General features: G+C 55.1%; 22 protein-coding genes. 17 read left to right on the top strand and 5 right to left on the bottom strand.

Annotated elements, in window-relative coordinates; all coding sequences use genetic code 11:
• Nucleotides 1-45: 45 nt before the first annotated feature.
• The 8 genes from KOE80_RS07700 (at nt 46) to KOE80_RS07665 (ending at nt 7,770) form a co-directional block, all read left to right on the top strand.
• Nucleotides 46-1,398 carry a Rieske 2Fe-2S domain-containing protein gene (locus KOE80_RS07700; RefSeq protein WP_226348895.1) on the top strand — a complete coding sequence of 451 codons (1,353 nt, stop codon included), beginning with the start codon at nt 46-48 and terminating at the stop codon, nt 1,396-1,398.
• 3 nt (nt 1,399-1,401) lie between these two features.
• A complete protein-coding gene (benB, locus tag KOE80_RS07695) occupies nt 1,402-1,890 on the top strand; it encodes a benzoate 1,2-dioxygenase small subunit (RefSeq protein WP_088452761.1) in 489 nt (162 codons plus the stop codon).
• 15 nt (nt 1,891-1,905) lie between these two features.
• Nucleotides 1,906-2,913: a benzoate 1,2-dioxygenase electron transfer component BenC gene (gene benC / locus KOE80_RS07690; protein ID WP_226348814.1), complete on the top strand. Its 1,008-nt coding sequence runs from the start codon at nt 1,906-1,908 to the stop codon at nt 2,911-2,913.
• Between the two features lie 65 nt (nt 2,914-2,978).
• Complete coding sequence (locus KOE80_RS07685) at nt 2,979-3,749, top strand: 1,6-dihydroxycyclohexa-2,4-diene-1-carboxylate dehydrogenase (RefSeq protein ID WP_226348813.1); 771 nt, start codon at nt 2,979-2,981, stop codon at nt 3,747-3,749.
• A gap of 71 nt (nt 3,750-3,820) precedes the next feature.
• A complete protein-coding gene (locus tag KOE80_RS07680) occupies nt 3,821-5,155 on the top strand; it encodes an MFS transporter (protein WP_226348812.1) in 1,335 nt (444 codons plus the stop codon).
• 114 nt (nt 5,156-5,269) lie between these two features.
• A complete protein-coding gene (locus KOE80_RS07675; RefSeq protein ID WP_226348811.1) occupies nt 5,270-5,890 on the top strand; it encodes a LysE family translocator in 621 nt (206 codons plus the stop codon).
• A 489-nt stretch (nt 5,891-6,379) separates the two neighbouring features.
• Nucleotides 6,380-6,556, top strand: a complete 177-nt coding sequence (locus tag KOE80_RS07670) for a hypothetical protein (RefSeq protein WP_226348810.1) — start codon at nt 6,380-6,382, stop codon at nt 6,554-6,556.
• A 176-nt stretch (nt 6,557-6,732) separates the two neighbouring features.
• On the top strand, nt 6,733-7,770 hold the full coding sequence (locus tag KOE80_RS07665) for a LacI family DNA-binding transcriptional regulator (RefSeq protein WP_031232111.1): 1,038 nt from the start codon (nt 6,733-6,735) through the stop codon (nt 7,768-7,770).
• On the opposite strand, the gene KOE80_RS07660 is transcribed toward KOE80_RS07665, so the two are convergent.
• From KOE80_RS07660 to KOE80_RS07645, 4 genes are all read right to left on the bottom strand, one after another.
• The gene (locus KOE80_RS07660) at nt 7,767-8,471 is read right to left on the bottom strand and encodes a sulfite exporter TauE/SafE family protein (protein ID WP_035267713.1); all 705 of its coding nucleotides are present in this window, start codon (nt 8,469-8,471) and stop codon (nt 7,767-7,769) included. The two genes, KOE80_RS07665 and KOE80_RS07660, sit on opposite strands and share 4 nt — an antisense overlap.
• Nucleotides 8,468-9,886, bottom strand: a complete 1,419-nt coding sequence (locus KOE80_RS07655; protein ID WP_035268685.1) for an amidohydrolase family protein — start codon at nt 9,884-9,886, stop codon at nt 8,468-8,470. The genes KOE80_RS07660 and KOE80_RS07655 overlap by 4 nt, the downstream gene beginning before the upstream one ends.
• Nucleotides 9,887-9,897: 11 nt before the next feature.
• Nucleotides 9,898-11,235, bottom strand: coding sequence for a uracil-xanthine permease family protein (locus tag KOE80_RS07650; protein WP_226348809.1), 1,338 nt, complete (start codon nt 11,233-11,235; stop codon nt 9,898-9,900).
• A 454-nt stretch (nt 11,236-11,689) separates the two neighbouring features.
• A complete protein-coding gene (locus KOE80_RS07645) occupies nt 11,690-12,019 on the bottom strand; it encodes a DHCW motif cupin fold protein (RefSeq protein WP_026482692.1) in 330 nt (109 codons plus the stop codon).
• Nucleotides 12,020-12,215: 196 nt separating this feature from the next.
• Here KOE80_RS07645 and KOE80_RS07640 point away from each other — a divergent pair, with 196 nt between their 5' ends.
• From KOE80_RS07640 to KOE80_RS07610, 7 genes are all read left to right on the top strand, one after another.
• The gene (locus KOE80_RS07640) at nt 12,216-13,010 is read left to right on the top strand and encodes a hypothetical protein (RefSeq protein WP_060185798.1); all 795 of its coding nucleotides are present in this window, start codon (nt 12,216-12,218) and stop codon (nt 13,008-13,010) included.
• A gap of 146 nt (nt 13,011-13,156) precedes the next feature.
• Nucleotides 13,157-13,762 carry a hypothetical protein gene (locus KOE80_RS07635; RefSeq protein WP_021446654.1) on the top strand — a complete coding sequence of 202 codons (606 nt, stop codon included), beginning with the start codon at nt 13,157-13,159 and terminating at the stop codon, nt 13,760-13,762.
• A gap of 223 nt (nt 13,763-13,985) precedes the next feature.
• Nucleotides 13,986-14,912: an SPFH domain-containing protein gene (locus KOE80_RS07630; protein ID WP_009454414.1), complete on the top strand. Its 927-nt coding sequence runs from the start codon at nt 13,986-13,988 to the stop codon at nt 14,910-14,912.
• Nucleotides 14,913-14,926: 14 nt separating this feature from the next.
• Nucleotides 14,927-15,379, top strand: coding sequence for an NfeD family protein (locus tag KOE80_RS07625; protein WP_026482689.1), 453 nt, complete (start codon nt 14,927-14,929; stop codon nt 15,377-15,379).
• 23 nt (nt 15,380-15,402) lie between these two features.
• Nucleotides 15,403-16,161: a class I SAM-dependent methyltransferase gene (locus KOE80_RS07620; RefSeq protein ID WP_083053597.1), complete on the top strand. Its 759-nt coding sequence runs from the start codon at nt 15,403-15,405 to the stop codon at nt 16,159-16,161.
• Between the two features lie 121 nt (nt 16,162-16,282).
• Complete coding sequence (locus tag KOE80_RS07615) at nt 16,283-16,765, top strand: WG repeat-containing protein (RefSeq protein WP_226348808.1); 483 nt, start codon at nt 16,283-16,285, stop codon at nt 16,763-16,765.
• 45 nt (nt 16,766-16,810) lie between these two features.
• Complete coding sequence (locus tag KOE80_RS07610; RefSeq protein WP_026482686.1) at nt 16,811-17,050, top strand: DUF333 domain-containing protein; 240 nt, start codon at nt 16,811-16,813, stop codon at nt 17,048-17,050.
• Nucleotides 17,051-17,089: 39 nt separating this feature from the next.
• Here KOE80_RS07610 and KOE80_RS07605 read toward each other — a convergent pair whose 3' ends face one another.
• Nucleotides 17,090-17,383 (bottom strand): hypothetical protein, encoded by a 294-nt coding sequence (locus KOE80_RS07605; RefSeq protein WP_035267706.1) that lies wholly within the window; start codon nt 17,381-17,383, stop codon nt 17,090-17,092.
• A gap of 258 nt (nt 17,384-17,641) precedes the next feature.
• Here KOE80_RS07605 and KOE80_RS07600 point away from each other — a divergent pair, with 258 nt between their 5' ends.
• The gene (locus KOE80_RS07600; protein ID WP_226348807.1) at nt 17,642-18,580 is read left to right on the top strand and encodes a carbohydrate kinase family protein; all 939 of its coding nucleotides are present in this window, start codon (nt 17,642-17,644) and stop codon (nt 18,578-18,580) included.
• Between the two features lie 42 nt (nt 18,581-18,622).
• Nucleotides 18,623-18,793 (top strand): hypothetical protein, encoded by a 171-nt coding sequence (locus KOE80_RS07595; RefSeq protein ID WP_021446650.1) that lies wholly within the window; start codon nt 18,623-18,625, stop codon nt 18,791-18,793.
• Nucleotides 18,794-18,922: the final 129 nt, after the last annotated feature.

Below are 18,922 nucleotides of genomic sequence, written 5' to 3'. Positions count from 1 at the left end.
ATGGGCATGGGCAGGGACGGCTGCAACTCTCATAAAGGCCACATCATGTCAGTCCTTATGGATAAAACCAAAGATATCAGGCACTTGCTTGATACCGCCCTGGAAGAAAACAAAGAAACAGGCGTGTATCGCTGCCGTCGTGACATCTTCACGAATCCGGATCTGTTCGAGCTGGAGATGAAGCATATTTTTGAAGGTAATTGGGTCTACCTGGCGCATGAAAGCCAGCTGCCCAATGTGAATGATTACTTCACTACCTATATTGGTCGTCAACCCGTGTTTTTGACGCGTGGTAAAGACGGTGGCTTGAATGCCTTTATCAATGCCTGTGCTCACCGTGGAGCCATGTTGTGCCGTCGCAAGCATGGCAATAAAGGCAGCTTTACCTGTCCTTTTCATGGCTGGACTTTCAATAATGCGGGCAAGCTGCTGAAGGTCAAGGACGAGAAAAATACCCAGTATCCCGAGCAGTTCAATACCGAAGGCTCGCACGACTTGAAGCGTGTCGCGCGCTTTGAGAACTATCGCGGCTTTCTGTTTGGCAGCCTGAATCCGGATGTGGTGTCCCTGGACGAGTATCTGGGTGAAACCAAAGTCATCATCGATCAGATCGTGGATCAAGCCCCTGAAGGCCTGGAAGTGCTGCGCGGCAATTCTTCCTATATCTACGATGGCAACTGGAAGCTGCAGATGGAAAACGGCGCGGACGGCTACCACGTCAGCAGCGTGCACTGGAATTACTCCGCCACCATGGGTCGCCGCAAAGAGGGCGGTACGCAAGCGGTGGATGCGAACGGCTGGAGCAAGAGCCTGGGCGGCGTGTATGGCTTTGATTACGGGCATATCCTGCTGTGGACCAAGACCATGAATCCAACTGTGCGTCCGGTCTACGAGCACCGCGAGGAGCTGAAGCAGCGTCTGGGCGAGGACCGTGCCGAGTTCATCGTCAACCAGACCCGCAATCTGTGCCTGTACCCGAACGTCTATTTGATGGATCAGTTCTCTACCCAGATTCGGGTAACGCGTCCCATCAGCGTGGACAAGACAGAAGTCACCATCTACTGCTTTGGCCCCAAAGGTGAAAGCGCCGAGCAACGTGCCATCCGTATCCGTCAATACGAAGATTTTTTCAACGTGTCCGGCATGGGGACGGCAGACGATCTGGAAGAGTTCCGCGCCTGCCAGGAAGGTTATGCCGGTATTGCGGCGCCCTGGAATGATTTGAGCCGAGGTGCGCCTTTGTGGGTGCACGGGCCGGATGAGAATGCCACTGCCATGGGCATGAAGCCCTTGATCAGCGGGGGGCGCAGTGAAGACGAAGGCTTGTTTGTCTGCCAGCACGAGTACTGGGCCAAGACCATGAGCCAGGCGTTAAAAGCAGAAAACGGGGAGGCCTAAACCATGAACGCAACGTATCACTCAATTTGCGCCTTCCTGTATCGCGAAGCCCGCTTGCTGGACGATCGCCAGTGGGATGAATGGTTGGAGTGCTATAGCCCCAACGCTCAGTACTGGATGCCTTGCTGGGACGATGATGATCAGCTGACCGAAGATCCGCATAGCGAGATTTCCTTGATCTTTTACCCCAACCGTAACGGTCTGGAAGATCGGGTGTTCCGCATCAAGACCGAGCGCTCCGGTGCTTCCACACCTGAGCCGCGTACCGCTCACATGCTCAGCAATATAGAGATTCTGGCCGAGCGTGATGGACAGGTGGATGTTCGCTACAACTTTTTGACGTTGAACCATCGCTACCGGGTGACGGATCAGTTCTTCGGCACGATTTACCTGACCTTGTCGCCTCAGGAGCAGAGCTGGTTGATTGAGCAAAAGAAGGTGGTGCTCAAGAACGACTACATCCGTCAAGTGATTGATGTGTATCACATTTAAAGTCGGGGGCTAGCCGTGAACAGCTATCGTATTGCGCTGAATTTTGAGGACGGTGTCACCCGTTTCGTGGATTGTGGTGAACACGAGAAAGTGCTGGATGCCGCGTATCGCCATCAGATCAATCTGCCCATGGATTGCTCGGACGGGGTGTGCGGCACCTGTAAATGTCAGGCCGAAAGTGGTCAGTATGAGCAGGGCGACGATTATATCGAGGACGCCCTGACGCAAGAGGAGGCGGACAAGGGTTTGGTCTTGACCTGCCAGATGATTCCCAAGTCGGACTGCGTGATTGCCGTGCCGATTTCATCGGGTGTGTGCAAGACGGCCGTGGCCAAGTGGCAGGGGCAGGTGTCGGAATGCCGTCAGTATGAGGATGCGGCGTACGAGCTGAAGATTGATGCCGCCGATGAAGCCTTGCCTTTTCTGCCCGGGCAGTACGTGAACATTACGGTGCCCGGCGGGCAGGCGCATCGTTCCTATTCCTTTAGCTCTGCACCGGGCGAGTCGCGCTTGAGCTTCTTGATCAAGCAGGTTCCGGGCGGTCTGATGAGCTCCTGGCTGGCGGCGCAGCCGCTAGGTCAGCAGGTGGAAATGACGGGGCCTTTGGGCAGTTTTTATCTGCGACAGGTGACGCGCCCCTTGTTGTTCCTGGCTGGTGGCACGGGCCTGGCTCCGTTTTTGTCCATGCTGGAAGTCCTGGTCAAGCAAGGCTGTACGCAGCCTGTGCATCTGGTTTATGGCGTCACCCGTGATCAGGATCTGGTGATGTTGGCTGAGCTGGATTCCTATACCCAGCGTTTGCCCGGATTCAGTTACACCACCTGCGTGGTGGACCCGGAATCCAGCCACGAACGTAAAGGCTACGTCACCCAGCACTTGGATCTGGCGCATTGGCATGAAGGGCAGGTGGATGTGTACCTGTGCGGGCCGCCACCCATGGTGGATGCGGTCAGCCAGTTCATTGATGCGCAAGCCCATGCTCCTGCGAATTTCTATTACGAAAAATTCATCACCAGCCAATAAATGTATTCAAGCAGCACCCCCTTTGCGGGGCGCCCTGTGTTGGATGACTCCTACAAGGAAAGATCATGACTGCGCCTGTGCGTTTTCATCAAAAAGTGGCCATTGTGACGGGTGCGGCCCAAGGCATTGGCCGTCGCGTTGCCGAGCGCTTGCAGGCCGAAGGAGCCTGGGTGCTGGCTGTAGACCGCTCTGAGCTGGTGCGGGAACTGGCCAGCGAGACGGTCCTGACGCTGGAAGTGGATCTGGAAACCGTTGAAGGTGCGCAGGCTGCGGCCCAGGCGGCGCTGGATAAATGGGGGCGTATTGATATTTTGATCAATAACGTCGGGGGAACGATCTGGACGCGCCCGTACGAGCACTACACACCGGCACAGATCGAGGCCGAGATACGCCGCTCCCTGTTTCCAACCCTGTGGTCCTGTCATGCCGTTTTACCCAGCATGCAGGAGCAGGGTAGTGGGGCCATTGTGAACGTGTCCTCGATTGCCACTCGCAGCATTAACCGCGTGCCGTATGCAGCGGCTAAAGGGGGTGTCAATGCCTTGACCGCCTCATTGGCTTTTGAGAATGCCCAGCGCGGTATTCGGGTCAATGCTGTCTCGCCCGGCGGGACCGAGGCACCTCCGCGGCGTATTCCCCGCAATACCCAGAACCAGGAAGATCCCCAAGAAGCGATCTGGTATCAGCAGATTGTGGATCAGACCGTGGCCAGCAGTTTGATGAAGCGTTACGGCAGCCTGGATGAACAGGCCGCCAGCATTTTGTTTTTGGCCTCGGATGAGGCTTCGTATATCACCGGCACTGTCTTGCCAGTAGGAGGCGGCGACCAGGGCTGATCAAACGATGCAGGCGGCTTGTAGAGCGAATGGCATCAAGACAAAAAAACTCCATTTGGGGGAGACAAATCATGAAAACACTAGAAGTTAATGAAGTGATTGAGCAGGCGCGCTTCGGGCGCTTTCACTGGATGGTGATGAGCCTGTGTGCCTTGTTGCTGATATTTGATGGCTATGACTTGTTCATTTACGGTGTGGTCTTGCCGGTGCTGATGGATGAGTGGAATCTGACGCCAGTACAAGCTGGAGCCTTGGGTAGCTACGCCTTGTTTGGCATGATGTTTGGCGCTTTTGTGTTCGGGCCGTTGGCAGACAAGATTGGCCGCAAAAAAGGCGTGACGATCTGCTTTGCCTTGTTCAGTCTGGCTACCTTCCTGAATGGCTTTGCGAGCTCACCGACCGAGTTTGGTGTCTACCGTTTTCTGGCCGGCTTGGGCTGTGGCGGCTTGATGCCCAACGCCGTGGCCTTGATGAATGAGTATTCGCCCAAGCGTTCGCGCAGCACCTTGGTCGCCATCATGTTCAGCGGCTATTCATTGGGTGGCTTGTTATCGGCAGCGATTGGCATCTACATGCTGCCTCGCTTTGGTTGGCAGTCCATGTTTTTCTGTGCGGCCATTCCGCTGTTGCTGCTGCCTTTTATTGTCTGGAAACTGCCGGAGTCACTGGCGTTTCTGATGCGCCAGGGGCAAGAGGAAAAAGCACGCCGCATTGTGCACACCTTGGCCCCTGAAATGGGTGTGTCCCAAGATACCGTCTTGACCTTGCATGAGCAGAAAAAGACGGGTGTGCCCATGCTGGATCTGGTCAAGGAAGGGCGCTTGCTTGGCACCTTGATGATTTGGGTGGCGTTTTTCTGCTGCCTCTTGATGGTCTATGCACTGGGTTCCTGGTTGCCAAAATTGATGGCCAACGCGGGCTATAGCCTGGGTTCCAGCTTGTCCTTCCTGGTGGCCTTGAACCTGGGCGGCATGTTTGGTGCGATTCTGGGTGGTTGGCTGGGGGATCGTTTCAGCTTGCCTAAAGTGGTGGCCTGGTTCTTTCTGGTGTCGGCGGTGTCCATTACCTTGCTAGGTTTCAAGAGCCCGACTCTGGTGCTGTATGTGTTGATCGTGATTGCCGGTGCAACCACCATTGGCACGCAGATCCTGCTGTACGCCAATACTGCGCAGTTCTATCCCTTGTCCATGCGTTCCTCGGGACTAGGTTGGGCTTCAGGCGTGGGGCGGATCGGTGCGATTGCCGGGCCTTTTCTGGGCGGCACGCTAATGGCGGCCAAGTTGCCCTTGCAGATGAACTTCATGGCCTTTGCCGTGCCGGGTGTCGTGGCAATGCTGGCTTTCCTGGTGTTTATGGTGTCCTTGCGTTCATCGCCCAAAGTGGCGCTGAATGCCGTGGCCGGTTGAGAGGGCTGAATTTTAAAGCTGACTGGAGTAAAGTTCATACACACTGTTTTCAATCGACGAATGCCAGCCTTTCAAATTGAATGGCTGGCATTATCTATGGAGCCTGCCGGAATCATGACCGCTAGTAGTCTTTTGCTGTTTCTGCCCGCCTGTTTTGCCCTGAATATGGCCTTCGGACCCAATAATCTGCTGTCCATGACGGTAGGGGCCAAGCAAGGGGTGTCGACTGCCATGGTAGCGGCCATGGGGCGTCTGGTCGCCTTTGCCATCATGATTGTGGTGGCGGCCTTGGGAATGGGAACCTTGTTGATGGTTTCGGAGACGGCCTTTACCGTGGTCAAGCTTGCGGGAGCGGCGTATCTGATCTGGCTGGGTATCAAGGTGCTGCGTGCCAGTAACAAAACATCAGCAGAGCAAACCGAGGTGAGCAAAAAAGATATCTGGGGCCTGGTGCGCCAGGAGTTCTTTGTGGCTATCGGCAATCCTAAAGCCATTCTGATCTTCACCGCCTTCTTCCCGCAGTTTGTAGATATGAACAACTATTGGGCTAGCTTCATGACACAGGGTGTGATTTTCCTGCTGCTGGAAGTGATCGCGATTGCGGCGTATGCCTATGTAGGCACTCGTTTGTCCGGCGTGATGCAAAATGCGCGTGGTCTGCGTTGGGTGAACCGCATTAGCGGCAGCATGATGATAGGTTTTGGCGTGATCCTGGCCATGGCTCGACGCTCCTGATGTAAGCCCCGATCTGGGGGGCACAAGTCGGAAAATAAAAGGCTCTCCTTGCGAGAGCCTTTTTGATGTTTCTATTTGTACAGGGTAAACACTGAATATGCTATTTAGTGCTTGAAGTTTGTAAATTTTTTGTTAGGATAAAAATTCGTTCTAGGCTTTCTCGATTAAATAAACAGCAGGAGGTTTGGATATGAATGACACGCCCATGAACTGGCCCAGTGATTTTCCGAGCAAACACGATTCAATATAAAACCTCAAAAAAAACGGAGACCGTTAACTAGCCAGGCCGCCCTATGGGCGGCTTTTTCATTGGCGCCTTACTGTTATTATTTTTAGATCGATATGTCTTGAGATTGAGCTGCCCGTTTATTGATAAGATTCAAATTCTGAATTGCTCAGGATTGGAAAGTTTCACTGGGCTACCTTAAATTGGGATTTATTGCATTTTAATGCATGGAGTGGCTTGGAAAAATACGGAGCAGGAAAAGAATGAATGACATCAAGGCCTTGTTTGCTTTGTGTTTTTCCCTGCTTCCTGTTGCTTGTTCCTGTATCGCCGTCACTTATCCTGGCGATCCCGAAGGAGCCACTGTCGTTTGCAATGGCAGTGCCTATGGCGAGACGCCACTGATAATTAACGGTCTGCTGGAGGGGGCGTCGAAATGATAGTGTCCCCTTGAGTAGGTATTAACTTGTAATATGGCTCCTGAACGAGCTTGGCCAAACACTCTAGCTAAGATTCTTTGTTTTTAAATTTGGCTGATTCACTGCTTTGCTCTACGTAAACAAGCTCCCAGCGCTATGCTATTTTCCTCTCTCTCCCTTTTCTGATTGATCCAGCCTTGCCACGTTCCTCTGCTACCCCCCCTCGTCGTATCACCATCCGCGATGTCGCCAAGGCGGCAGGGGTGTCTTTGACTACGGTTTCACACGCTTTGAATGACAGAGGGGTGGTGGACCCGTTAACGCGTGCCAAGGTCAAACAGATCGCGGCTGATATGGGCTATAGGCCCAATGTACGAGCGCAGCGCTTACGCTCGGGGGCGGCCAACAGCATTGCCCTGGTATCGTCCATGCCTTTTGCCGTGTCGGGTGGCGTTTCGCGTCTGGGCTTCATGATGGAAGTGGCGGGCATTGCGGCCGAGGCGGCCATGCGGCGTGGCCTGGCTCTGGTGTTCGTACCGCCTTTGGAAAATGCCCAGGCCTTTCTGGAAGGTCTGGATATTGATGGGGCGATTCTGTTGGAGCCCATGACGGATGATCCCAATGTGCGCTTGTTGCAAGAGCGTGGTGTGGCCTTGGTGTCGATTGGGCGTCAAGGCGGGAGCGTAGACAGCATTCCCTTTATTGATCTGCAATCGACCGCAACCGCGCATTTGTTATTGAATCACTTGTGGGAGCAAGGACGGCGACGTATCGCCCTGGTGCAAAGCAGTGCCGCACGTGACTCTTACGCCAGCCATAAAAAAGCCTACGAGAATTTCGCTGCTGCGCACGCCATGCCAGTGCGCTATATGCAGGTAGAGGAAAGCTTGGGTGAAGCCGGTGGATTTGATGCCTGCGCCCGACTTTTAACACAGTATCCTGATACGGATGCCTTATGTGTGCCTGTGGATGCCTTTGCAGTGGGCGCCTTGGCGGCTGTGCAGCAGGCCGGTTTGCGTGTCCCGCAGGATGTAATGATTGCCACCCGTTACGATGGCTTGCGTGCCCGTACCGCAGAACCGGCGTTGACAGCTGTGGATCTTCATCTGGAACAAGTGGCAACCCTGGCGGTAGAACTGCTGTTCGAACATCTATCGGGTGATAAGAGCCGCCTGTCGGCTTTGGGCCCAAAGCCGGAGCTTCGGGCCCGTGCCTCCACACAGCTGGACGATTAAGTCAGCATGACGGCCAGACCGGAGACGGTCGCAAACACCAGAACTCCGATGCGCAAACGGCGTTGATCCAGCTTGTGATGTACCAGGCTGCTCAAGCCCATCCCCAGCAGCAATGCGGGCAGGCACAACACGGCGTAGCTCAGGTGGGACCACTGTAGCGCGCCGGAGATACCCAGCACGGCCAGCGAAATCACTTCCCCCACCAGAAAGCACAAGGCCACTGTCGAGCGCAAGGTGGCGACAGGGGCGTGCTGGTACACCAGAGCCAAAGGCGGGCCACCAATGCCGGTGGCGGTTTCAGTGATGCCGGTGACCAGACCTGTGGCAATAAAGGCCTTCTTGCCGGGCGTGAAGCTTGGAGCCAGTACCGATGCCAGCACGGCCAGCAAGGTACTGATACCGACAAACTGGTTTAACCAGTAAGTCGACAGCACCAGCAAAATCCCCAAACCGGCAAAAGTCCCCGCAAAACGTCCGACGGTGATCCAGCCCGCGCCGCTGCGGTCGATCGCTCCACGTTCACGCCAGGCAACATAGGCGTTCAGCGGCAGCATCAGAAACAGGAGCGCTCCTGGTATGGCCTCGGGATGAACCAAAGCCAGTACCGGGACTACGATCAGGGCAAAACCCATCCCGCTGGCACCCTGAATAAAGGCACCCGCCAGCACGGCGGCAAAAGCAATCAGCAAACCCACTGTCATGCCAAGGCCTTTTCCTGCTCGGCGTGACGAGCCAGGTGTTCGGTGGATGGGGCGTGCAGCTTGCGGATATCCGATTGCGCGACCGCATGGCGAGCCAGCTCACGCACTTCTTCCAACAAGGGCAGGGGATCCCAATCCACAGGCTGGCCTTCCCACAGACGCAGCTTGCCTTGGACAACGACAGCCCGAATCTGATCGCGAGCAGCAATCCGAACCAGTTCCCAAGGCAGATCCCAGGAGGGCGTCATCTCGGGCACTTGCAGATCGACCACGAGGAAGTCGGCTTGGGCGCCCACCCGAATCTGCCCGGTTTGAGCTCCCAGGCCTATGACTTCGGCCCCCCCTCGGGTCGCCATATCCAACCAGGTCCAACCCGCACCGCAAGAGGAGTCGCCCACCATCATGCCGAAGGCAAAGCGTTGCGCCGCCTCGCCATAATCCATCATGCGAAAGGCATCGCTGCGAGTGCCGTCCGTCCCCATGCCCAAACGTATGCCTTGAACGCGCATGGCTTCGGCAGGAGCGACGGCATTGCCTTTCCAGGCGCTGGCAACCGGGTTGTAGGAAACGGCAGCGTTCAAATCAGCCAGCAGCCGGATTTCGCTGGGGGTAACCAAGGTGGCATGGGCCAGCAAGGAAGCCGAACCCAGGGCACCAATATGGGCAAGATGCTCGATCGGGCGACGACCATGGGCATTCAAGGAACGCTCCACCGCGACCAAATGCTCGTTGGCATGGGTCTGGAACACACGGCCCGCTTCTTCGCTCATGGAATAGATACGATGCAACATTGCATCACTGGCGGCTTCGGGAATAGAGATAGCCAGTGAAGGGCTGATCAAAGCATGGTGCTCCCATTGCTGAAGGTGGGCCTGGGCGCGAGCCACAATAGGCTCGGCGTCCAATAGTACCGCGCTGTGCTTGTCGTTGCAGATCAGGCCCAGAACACAGCGTATACCTACGTCTGTGGTGGCTTGCACAATCGCGTCCAGATCTTCGGACGATCGCGTGCCAGCGTCGCAAACCGTCGTGAACCCGCCCCGCAAGGCTTCCAGTGCCGACAGCTTGCTGGAGGCATACAGATGGCGAGCGTTCAAGGTGCTTTCCAGCGGCACCCAGACCCGGCGGAAAATCTCCGAGGGCTCGCCATACACCAGCGACTTCCCATATGACTGGGTGACGTGATGGTGTGCATCCACAAAACCGGGCATCAACAAATGACCGGGCAAGCTCAGACGTGGCAGCCCAGGGTGACGGGCGGCAATCTCTTCTACCGTGCCAATATCGCTGAAGCGACCTTCTTCAATCAGTACAGCGTGTCCGCTGACAGGTCCTTGCGGCAGCAAGAGGTGTTCGGGTTCCAGAATGCGGGCCTGAGCCAGGTCGTGGGATTGAAATAAAGATGCGTGATTCATGGCACAGCTCATCAAGAATGTTGAAGGGGGGCGGTTTTGGGCGAGCGCTGGCCGACGTGAATGAATAGGTAGTTCAAAACAGCCGCCGTCAGCGCACCCATAGCAACGCCGTTGGACAAGAGCAATCGCACTTGGGAGGGAAGTTGGTCGTAAATGCCGGGAACGACGATGGGCAGCAAACCGACCGCCAGAGCCGTGGCAACCACATACATGGCGGCATGGCCGCGCAGGTCTACCTTGCGCAACATGTCTATGCCCATGGTGCCCACGATGGCAAAGACCACCAGCCCGGTTGCGCCAATGACAGAGGCAGGAATGACGCTGATCAGCGCGGAGAGCGGCGAGAACACGCCAAATAGAATCAGGAACAGTCCGCCGACGGCCGTGACATAGCGGGAGCGCACTTGGGTCGCGCGAATGATGCCGATGTTTTCACCACTGGTAATGATCAGCGAGGTCCCGAAAATACCGCCCAGCAAAGAAGCCAGCCCGTCGCCACGGATCGTATTGGGGACTTGTGCCTGTTGTTCGGCCTCGTTTTCCTTGCCCAGGACCTCATTCAAGGCAATGGTCTGGCCAGTGGCTTCCACCATGGAAATCAAGGTGAACAGCAGCAGCGGCAAAGCGGCAATCAGATCAAAGTTGGGCGGGCCAAAGGGGAAAGGCGATGGCAGGGCCAGCAGTGGGCCACTGCCCACGCCGCTCAAGCTGATGTCGCCCATCAAGGCAGCGGACAAGGCACCCACAATCAAGCCCAGCAAGATAGCCAACTGGCGGCACATGCCTTTGAGCAAACGGGCAAACAGCACCGTAGATGCAATGGTGATCAGGGCCAGCAGCAAATTGTCGGTATTACCGAAATTGGCCGAGCCGGGTGTGCCGGCAATTAATTTGCCGGATATCTGCGCCAGGTTGATGGCAACCAGCAAGAGCATGATGCCGATGACCAGCGAAGGGAAGTAACGCAAAAAGCGTTTGAAGATGGGGACGATCAGAAAGTACAGCAGGGCGGACAGAATCACCGCCCCGGAGGCGGTGGGCAGATCGGTTTGTTGCGCGATCAGAATGAACAGGATGATGGGCGCACCACCGGGCAGCATCACAAAAGGTAGTTTGGCGCCTATACCGGCTGGGCCGAAGGATTGGATCAAGGTGCCTATGCCACAGACCAGAAAGGTGGCGCTCAGCAGCTGAGTGGTCAGGGCAGCATCAAAGCCCAGGGCCTTGCTCATCAAGAACACGGCGGCGATAGGGGAGGCGGCCATGACCAGTACGTGTTGCAGCCCGAAGGCAATCATGCGCTGAGGGGAATACAGCTCATCCACTTGCGCAGTGGGGGTGTCTTTCATCAGTGTCTCCTGTGCTGCATTGTCAGGTGCTAAAGAGCCTGCTGCAGTCCTTTAGGTTTTTATCGAATTTATGAGTAAAACGATTTGGTTTTGATTTTATGCTCAACCAAAACGTTTTGGTAGTGTATTTATGCTTGGCTGAAAAGTCGATGCGCAAATCAAATAAGGATTATTTCTGCAGGCTGAACTAGCCTGTTGGAGGCAGAGGCAGAGGCAGAGGCAGAGGCAGAGGCAGATCGGGGCATTGGGCAGCCTGCCTGGCGATCTTATGCAGATGCAGGACGCGGCATGGTGAGGGCCGCCGTTACGGGGAGTGAGGCGATCGCTGGTTTAAAAAGCGGGAGGGACAAACTATGAGGCGTAGATGACAAAAATGAACGTCAGCACAGAGGGATTGTTTACCCTTTAGATAGCCAGTTCCGACCATCTAAAGGGTGTTTTTACGTAACAGGCTTTAATCCACGATGTAGAGTTTGGCGCCCGTCTGGGTGGAAGAACGGTGCGGCTCGGCATTGTCAGCCACATGGTAAGACTGTCCCGGTTCCAGGGTGAAGCGGCGGCCGTCTTCCAGTTCAGTATCCAGCCGGCCTTCCAGACACAGCAACATATGGCCCTTTACGCACCAGTGGTCGGCCAGATAGCCGGGGCTGTATTCCACCATGCGTACGCGAATGGGGCCAAATTGCTGGGTGCGCCACAGGGCCATGCCTGTTTCGCCTTTGTGTTCTGTAGGAGTAATGTCTGACCAGTTAACGGTGCAAAAGGGTAGGTTCTGAATATCCATGCTTGCGGCTCGTGAGGAGGAATGACGTTTATAGTAGGCCTCTTTGTGAGGCTTGGTTCGTTGCCATACTAATTTCTCCTGATACAGGCAATTTCAATTTAGAAATTTGCTGACGTCACAAACGCAGAGAGATCAGGAATACTCGCGCTCAACAGGGGCTTGTCATGGCACTTGTACTGACAAAAAGGGGAAGCGCATGAGTCTGTCTCAATCAACATTATTCGCACGGCACCGTGGACGGTGGAGCGTGCTGGCCGCTGCCTTGTTGCTATCAGCTTGCAGCAGTGTGCCTCAACAATCGGCACAGCGTGAGGCGGTCTCAGCGGCAGCCCCACAAACGGCCTCGACTTTGGGGACGCAATGGGGAGAAGGGCGTGAGTCACGGGCCTATTCGGTCCAGGCTCAGCGCGTCGAGCCTCTGCGTGATGAGCTGCAATTAGCCTATTCCGATGAACGCAGTATTCGCCAGGCTTTGGGTCAAAACCTGGATGCCCAGCGCAGTATTTTGCTGGATCAAGGCAAGGTGGAATTGTCTGTGCATGATGGGCGCGACGCGCCTTTGACAATTTTCAGCAGCATCGGGCAGAAAAACTATCAGCTGGCGGGCAAAGCAGGGGAACGTTACGTTCTGGTCTATACCAATCGCAGCGCTACGCCTTATGAAATCATCACCACGGTAGATGGTCTGGATGTCTTGTCGGGCAAGCCGGGCAGCCGCAGCTATAACGGCTATCTCTTGCAGGCCGGGGCCGTCTTGCGTATCGAGGGCTTTCGTAAAAGTGCTGATGAAGTGGCCGCTTTCCGTTTCTCGGGCAAGGACCGGGCTTACGCGGCGAACACTCTGGCGGGTGACAAACGCAATATCGGTGTGATCGGTACGGTGCTTTACGAAGTACGCCCGGTGACTCCGGCTCAAACTACCGTGCCGTCGCCCAATCCTTTTCCTGCTGACAAAGGCAATGGGCAATACGCGCCTGCGCCGCGTTATTAAGACTTGACCGCTCTCTTTGGCTAAAGAGTAGATGGATTTTGACGAAGGGACGAAAGATATTCACGCAAATATCAGGGCTCTTAGCGGGAAATTACGCGCTTGGAGCCCTGCAATGACTCTGTTAAGGTGTGCCAGGATTAGCCACTTTGCAAGGACAGCGCGTGCCGCCAGAGTTGATCCATCCAGAGCATTTTGTCCACGTACGCATCATCATTGGCATGGTGCTGGGTATCAGCATTTCCAGACTGATCGTAGGCGTCTCTGAATTCATCCAACACCCCAAAGCCAAGCGTGTCTATCCCATTCACTTGGGGTGGGTGCTGTATCTGTTCCTGACGATTATCCATTTTTGGTGGTATGAGTTCAGTCTGGTGAAAGTGCAGGTCTGGTCCTTTCAGCTGTATTTTTTCCTGATTTTGTATACCTGTGTGTTTGCCATCATGGCGTCCTTGCTGTTTCCGTCCAATATGGAGGAATACCGCGGTTTCGAGGATTATTTCCAGACCCGGCGGCGCTCGCTTTACGGCTTTTTTGTGCTGATTCAGCTTATGGACCTGGTCGATACAGCCATTAAAGGAAAAGAGTATTTCTTGTCGCTGGGTGTGGAATACCCCTTGCAGCAAGCCGTGTTCATTGTCATGGGCCTGATCGCCATGGTGGTGCCCAGCAAGCGCTATCAGGCGGCCTTGGTGGTGCTGACGATAGTCTATAAAGGGCTGTGGATTTTCCGTTTGTACGATATTTTGAATTGAGTCAGCCGCTCGTTTTTTCGGGTTCTATCTGTCCTTAAAGGCGCAACGGTTTTCTCCGGCTGCGCCCCTTTCGTCTAGCTTGTCCGCATTTCTCTTTAGCTCCTGCCCGGTCAAATGGGGCATGGATAGGCTATAGGGCGGTCAAACATCCGCTTTAGCAGATCTGTCATTAAGGCTGGGCTAGAATCGCTTTTTTAGTTGTGTTCTTGGAGATGGTGACGACATGAGTGGCTCCTTTACTTTTGTGGTGATGTTGGCGTTCTTGGCTGTGGTCGTGGTGATGGCTGGGGTCAAAGTTGTGCCTCAGGGCCAGCAATGGACGGTCGAGCGCTTTGGTCGCTACACCCGCACCCTGACGCCGGGCTTGTCCTTGCTGGTCCCTTTTATGGACCGCGTGGGTCGCAAGCTCAAAATGATGGAATCCGTGCTGGATGTTCCCTCGCAAAATGTGATTTCCCGCGACAACGTGGCCGTGACGGCTGACGGTGTCGTGTTTTATCGCATCGACAATGCTGCCCAGGCTGCCTATGAGATTGATCACCTGGAAATGGCGATTGTGAACCTGACCACCACCAACTTGCGTTCGGTCCTGGGTTCGATGGAACTGGATCACATGCTGTCCAATCGCGAAGTGATTAACGATCGCCTGCTGGCAGCGGTGGATGCAGCGACGACACCTTGGGGGGTGAAAGTTACCCGCGTGGAAATCCGTGATTTGAATATGGCTCCCGAGTTGCAGGAAGCCATGAACCTGCAGATGACGGCTGAGCGTCATCGTCGTGCTGCCGTGACCAAGGCCAGCGGCCAGAAAGAAGCCGAAGTGCTGCAAGCCGAAGGGGAGAAGCAAGCGGCTGTGTTGCGTGCGGAGGGTGAAAAGCAATCCGCTATCTTGCGTGCTGAAGCGCGTGAGCGTGAAGCCGAGGCTGAAGCCCGTGCAACCCGCGAAGTGTCCGAAGCCATCAAGAGCGGTGATGTACAAGCCCTGCAATACTTTGTGGGCCTGAAGTATGTGGAAGCCTTGCGTGATGTGGGCACGGGCCCCAATAGCAAGCTGGTGCTGATGCCTTTGGAGGCCAGCGGCATTACCGGTGCGGTGGCAGGTGTGACCGAGCTGCTCAAGACCACCGGCAGCAAGTTGGGACAAGGCTAAGCGGATAGCTGGAGGTGCTGATCTTGTCATTCATTTTTGATTCCTTTTGGTACTGGCTGGTGTCTGGCGTCGTGCTGATCGCTGCCGAGGTCGTCATCTCTGGCGTCTATCTGCTGTGGCTGGGTTTGGGGGCTTTGACGGTGGGCTTGTTTGCCGCCGCCTGGCCGGATGCTCCCTCCTGGTTGCAATGGCTGATTCTGGCCGTGGCCATGTTGGGGTGGGTGGTCGTTGGTGTACGTTGGCAACGACGCAGCCGGGCCAATCAGCCTGATATTTTGAATACCGGCTTGAGCGCCTATGTGGGGGCTCGCGCGCAGGTCAGCGAAAGCTTTGTGAACGGCCGTGGACGTATTCGGCTCAACGATAGTTATTACAGTGCCACAGCGACCCAAAACCTGGAGCAGGGCGCTGCGGTTGTGGTCTTGGCGGTGGAAGGCGCCGAAATGCGTGTTCAGGCTGTTGAGTAAGACAAATAGCAGGATGTAGAACAATGATGAACAATCGCTACGGCAAGCTGGCTTCTTTGGTATATCACCTGGACAAGCCGGTAGGACGCTCTTTCGGGGATGTGGAGTACTACCTGGAGCGCTTGCAAGGCACAAGCGGGCCCATTCTGGAACCCGCAGTAGGAACAGGGCGCATTCTGATTCCCTTGTTGCAGGCGGGGCTGGATATCAGCGGCTTCGATCTGTCGCAGGAAATGCTGGATTATTGCCACCGTGAATTGGAGCTGCGCTCTTTGACGACACAGCTTCAACTGGCCGGTTTTACGGATTTCACAGCAGACCGCTCCTTGGAGGCGATTGTGGTGCCGGCTGGCTCTTTTCAGCTTCTGGATTCGTTTGAGCAAGGCATGGCCGCGCTAAGCCGTTTTCATGCCAGCCTGAAGTCAGGTGGGCGACTGTTGCTGGATCTGGACCCGGTGGCGGCGATTTTGAGTGTGCATCCAGGCATGCGGACTTGGTCGGCCGCTCCGCATGGGCTTATTACTCTCAATGCTACCGCCTTGGACAAGGACTATTGCGCTCAGGTAAGCCGTGAAATGCATCGCTACGAGTTGTGGGAGCATGGTGTCTTGCTGGAAACCCAGCTGGAACAGTTCTCGCTGCGTTGGTGGGGTGTTCAGGAACTGCGCATGGCGCTGGAGCAAGTGGGTTTTGGCGAGATTGTTATCTCCGGCGGGTATCAGTACGGCAAGACACCGCAGGACACGGACGGAATTATTTCGTTTGAAGCGCGCAAGCTGTAAGACTGGGACTGGGACTGGGACTGGGACTGGGACTGGGACTGGGCTTGGTGCCAGTAATCGTATTAGTGTGGTGGCCAAGGTGGAAACTGTACGCGATATGAGCAATGGCATGGGGTCGTACATGGATACTGGTGCGGCAACAGCAACAGCAACAGCAACGGTAATTGCAGGGTTGCAAGCTGCTGGACTGGGATCCGGGCGTCGGGTTGTTTCAACCCTGTTCGCTTTGATGTTGGCGCTACTGCCTGTATTTGTCCCCGTCGCTCAAGGGCAAAGCCTGATACAGGATGAACAAGGCTGGGTTTATGTGAATGAAAGGGGCGAAGCAATTCTGCGTCCCTTTATTTACGACAACGGCCCTGATTATTTTGAAGAGGGTCTGGCTCGTTTCGTCGCCAAAGGGAAAATGGGCTTTCACGATCAATCATTGAAAATCTGGATTCCGGCCCGTTACGATTTTGCCTTTCCTTTTGTGGATGGCAAAGCCAAGGTCGGCATGGATTGCAAGCTCATTCCACACGGTGAACATCATTCAGTTCACTGCCAGCACTGGGAAAATATTTCCAATCCTTTGACAGCACCAAAAGATCAGCCCGAAAACTAGTCCGTGCACAGTACACTGCAGTACAGAGTTTATCCGGAGAACACGATGAAGAAATGGGGAATCCTGGGACTGGTCGGCGTCTTGTCTGCTTGCGCCAATCAAGCCTCGACACAGCCACCCGTAGGTATTGCCAATCCGGCCTCGGCTTATTGCGTGGAGAAGGGCGGGCGTTTGGATATCGTCAACACACCAACAGGGCAAGTGGGCATGTGCACCTTGCCGGATGGCACGGTGATCGAGGAGTGGGAGCTGATGCGCCGTGACCACCCTTCGGCAAAGTCCTGATGCCAGATCATAAAAGCCAGCTACTCGCTGGCTTTTATATTAGCGTTCGATACGGACCTCAAAGTACGCTTCGGACTCGCCCAGATCACGAAAGCCATCACTCATGGCGCGTGTGGCGGCGGCAATCCATTTTTTGGCCAGGGCAATGTCTTCCCCGGACAATTCCGTCTCTGCCGTTTCTTCGGCCAGTTGCCACGCTCGATAGGCCTGGACCACGGCCTCCGGGCCTTGCATGATTTTTTCTAAGCTGCGGCGAAAACGCTCCTCAGCCTCGCGGCGGCCGCGTTCGGTGATATCGGAAGGAGCGTCGTGCAAAGTGATGGTATAGGACATGATGCTTCTTTTTGCTGTATGGATGAACAGTAATTTAGCATGTCTTTTTATCTTGAGCCAGATTTTTGTGATGTCTGTTGCATCAACTATTAGTCGGCTTCTTCTGCGCCCCCAAACAGGCTGAAAAGATGTGGGCGCTTGTTCGGCTTTGCACGGCTCGCCCAGCCCTGATTTTCCACCATAGACTATCTGCTTGCGCCCGTGGGTATACTGCTCCAAGCAGATTCATGCTCTCTTTTTTCATGGCCGAGGTTCAGGGTGCAGCTTGTAGCGATTGGCAGTATTACCGTTGATATTGTGGTCTCAGGCATGCCAGCCGAGCTGGCGCGTGGCGACAAGCAGGAAGTGGGCTCAATCGACTTGTATCCAGGTGGTGGGGCGCTTAATGCGACAGCCAGCTTCATGGAGCAAGGCGAGTCGGTTCGGCTACTGGGGGCGCTGGGTCGAGACGGCTTGGGTGAGCGTTTGCGTTCACATATCGAGCAGTTGGGAGTGGACGTCAGCAGTATGCAGATCTGTCCTGATCAGCCCACCGGTAAAGCCATCGTCCTGGTCGAGCCGTCCGGCAGTGCTTCGGTGCTGGCACGACGTGGGGCAAATGCCTGCCTGCGTGTCCAGGCTCAAGACTTGCAAGCAGACCTGATTTATGTGGCTCCCTTGGCCTTGCAGCCTATGGAAAGCGTGGCGCAGGCCTTGGCGGAAAGAAGTGATACCTCGGCCTGCCTGGTGGTAAATCCCAGTGTGGCGTGTTTGCAGCATCAAGGCCAGGGATTCAAGCAGGTCTACGCACGCGCAGATGTGCTGGGCTTGAATGCGGTGGAGGCCCAAATGCTGGCAGGCGTTCAGGACGCCGATATTCAGCTGGAATTATCGATTCAGGAAGCGTGCGAACTGGCTGCGCGTCTGCAGCATCACCCTCAACAAGCCTTGTTGATCACCTTGGGTGTGCAGGGGGCGGTGTTGGCTTTTAATGGTCAGCAGTATGTGGAGCCTGCGTGCAAGGTGGAGGTGTGCTCAACGGTGGGGGCAGGGGATGCCTTTCTATCCAGCTTTGCCCTGGCCTGGAAACGGGGTTTGGAACCGACAGAAGCCTTGAAGCTGGCCAGCCAGGCAGCGGCGGCACGATTAGGACAGTGGGCGGCTAATACCTTTCCGCCCATGTTTGGACAAGACGCAGCGCAAGCCCTGACTTTGTAAATACCAAAAGCACAGCAAAATAAATAACAAAGGGGAGAGGATATGGCAGCCACTATCATTATTATTGGCTTGTATCTGCTGGTGACAGTCCTGCTGGGGGTCACACTCTGTTATACCCGTCCCAAGACGTGGAAACGAGATACGGCTTTATTAATGATTACCCCCTTGGCTGTTCCTGTGGTTTACGCCATTTTTACAATGCTCAATGGATAAGGGGCAGGCACAAAACGTCTTTTCCTGGCCTTTTGTTGCATGTTATGCACTTTTGCAAAGATTTTTGCCGCAAAAGTAAGCTTGTGTAGCCTAATCCTAGTCTTTGTGTTGTCTCTGTGTCGGATCTTG

It is taken from the genome of Alcaligenes sp. 13f, assembly GCF_020496585.1.
Taxonomy (GTDB): Bacteria; Pseudomonadota; Gammaproteobacteria; order Burkholderiales; family Burkholderiaceae_B; genus Alcaligenes; species Alcaligenes phenolicus.
This window is presented reverse-complemented; position numbering and strand designations above follow the sequence as displayed.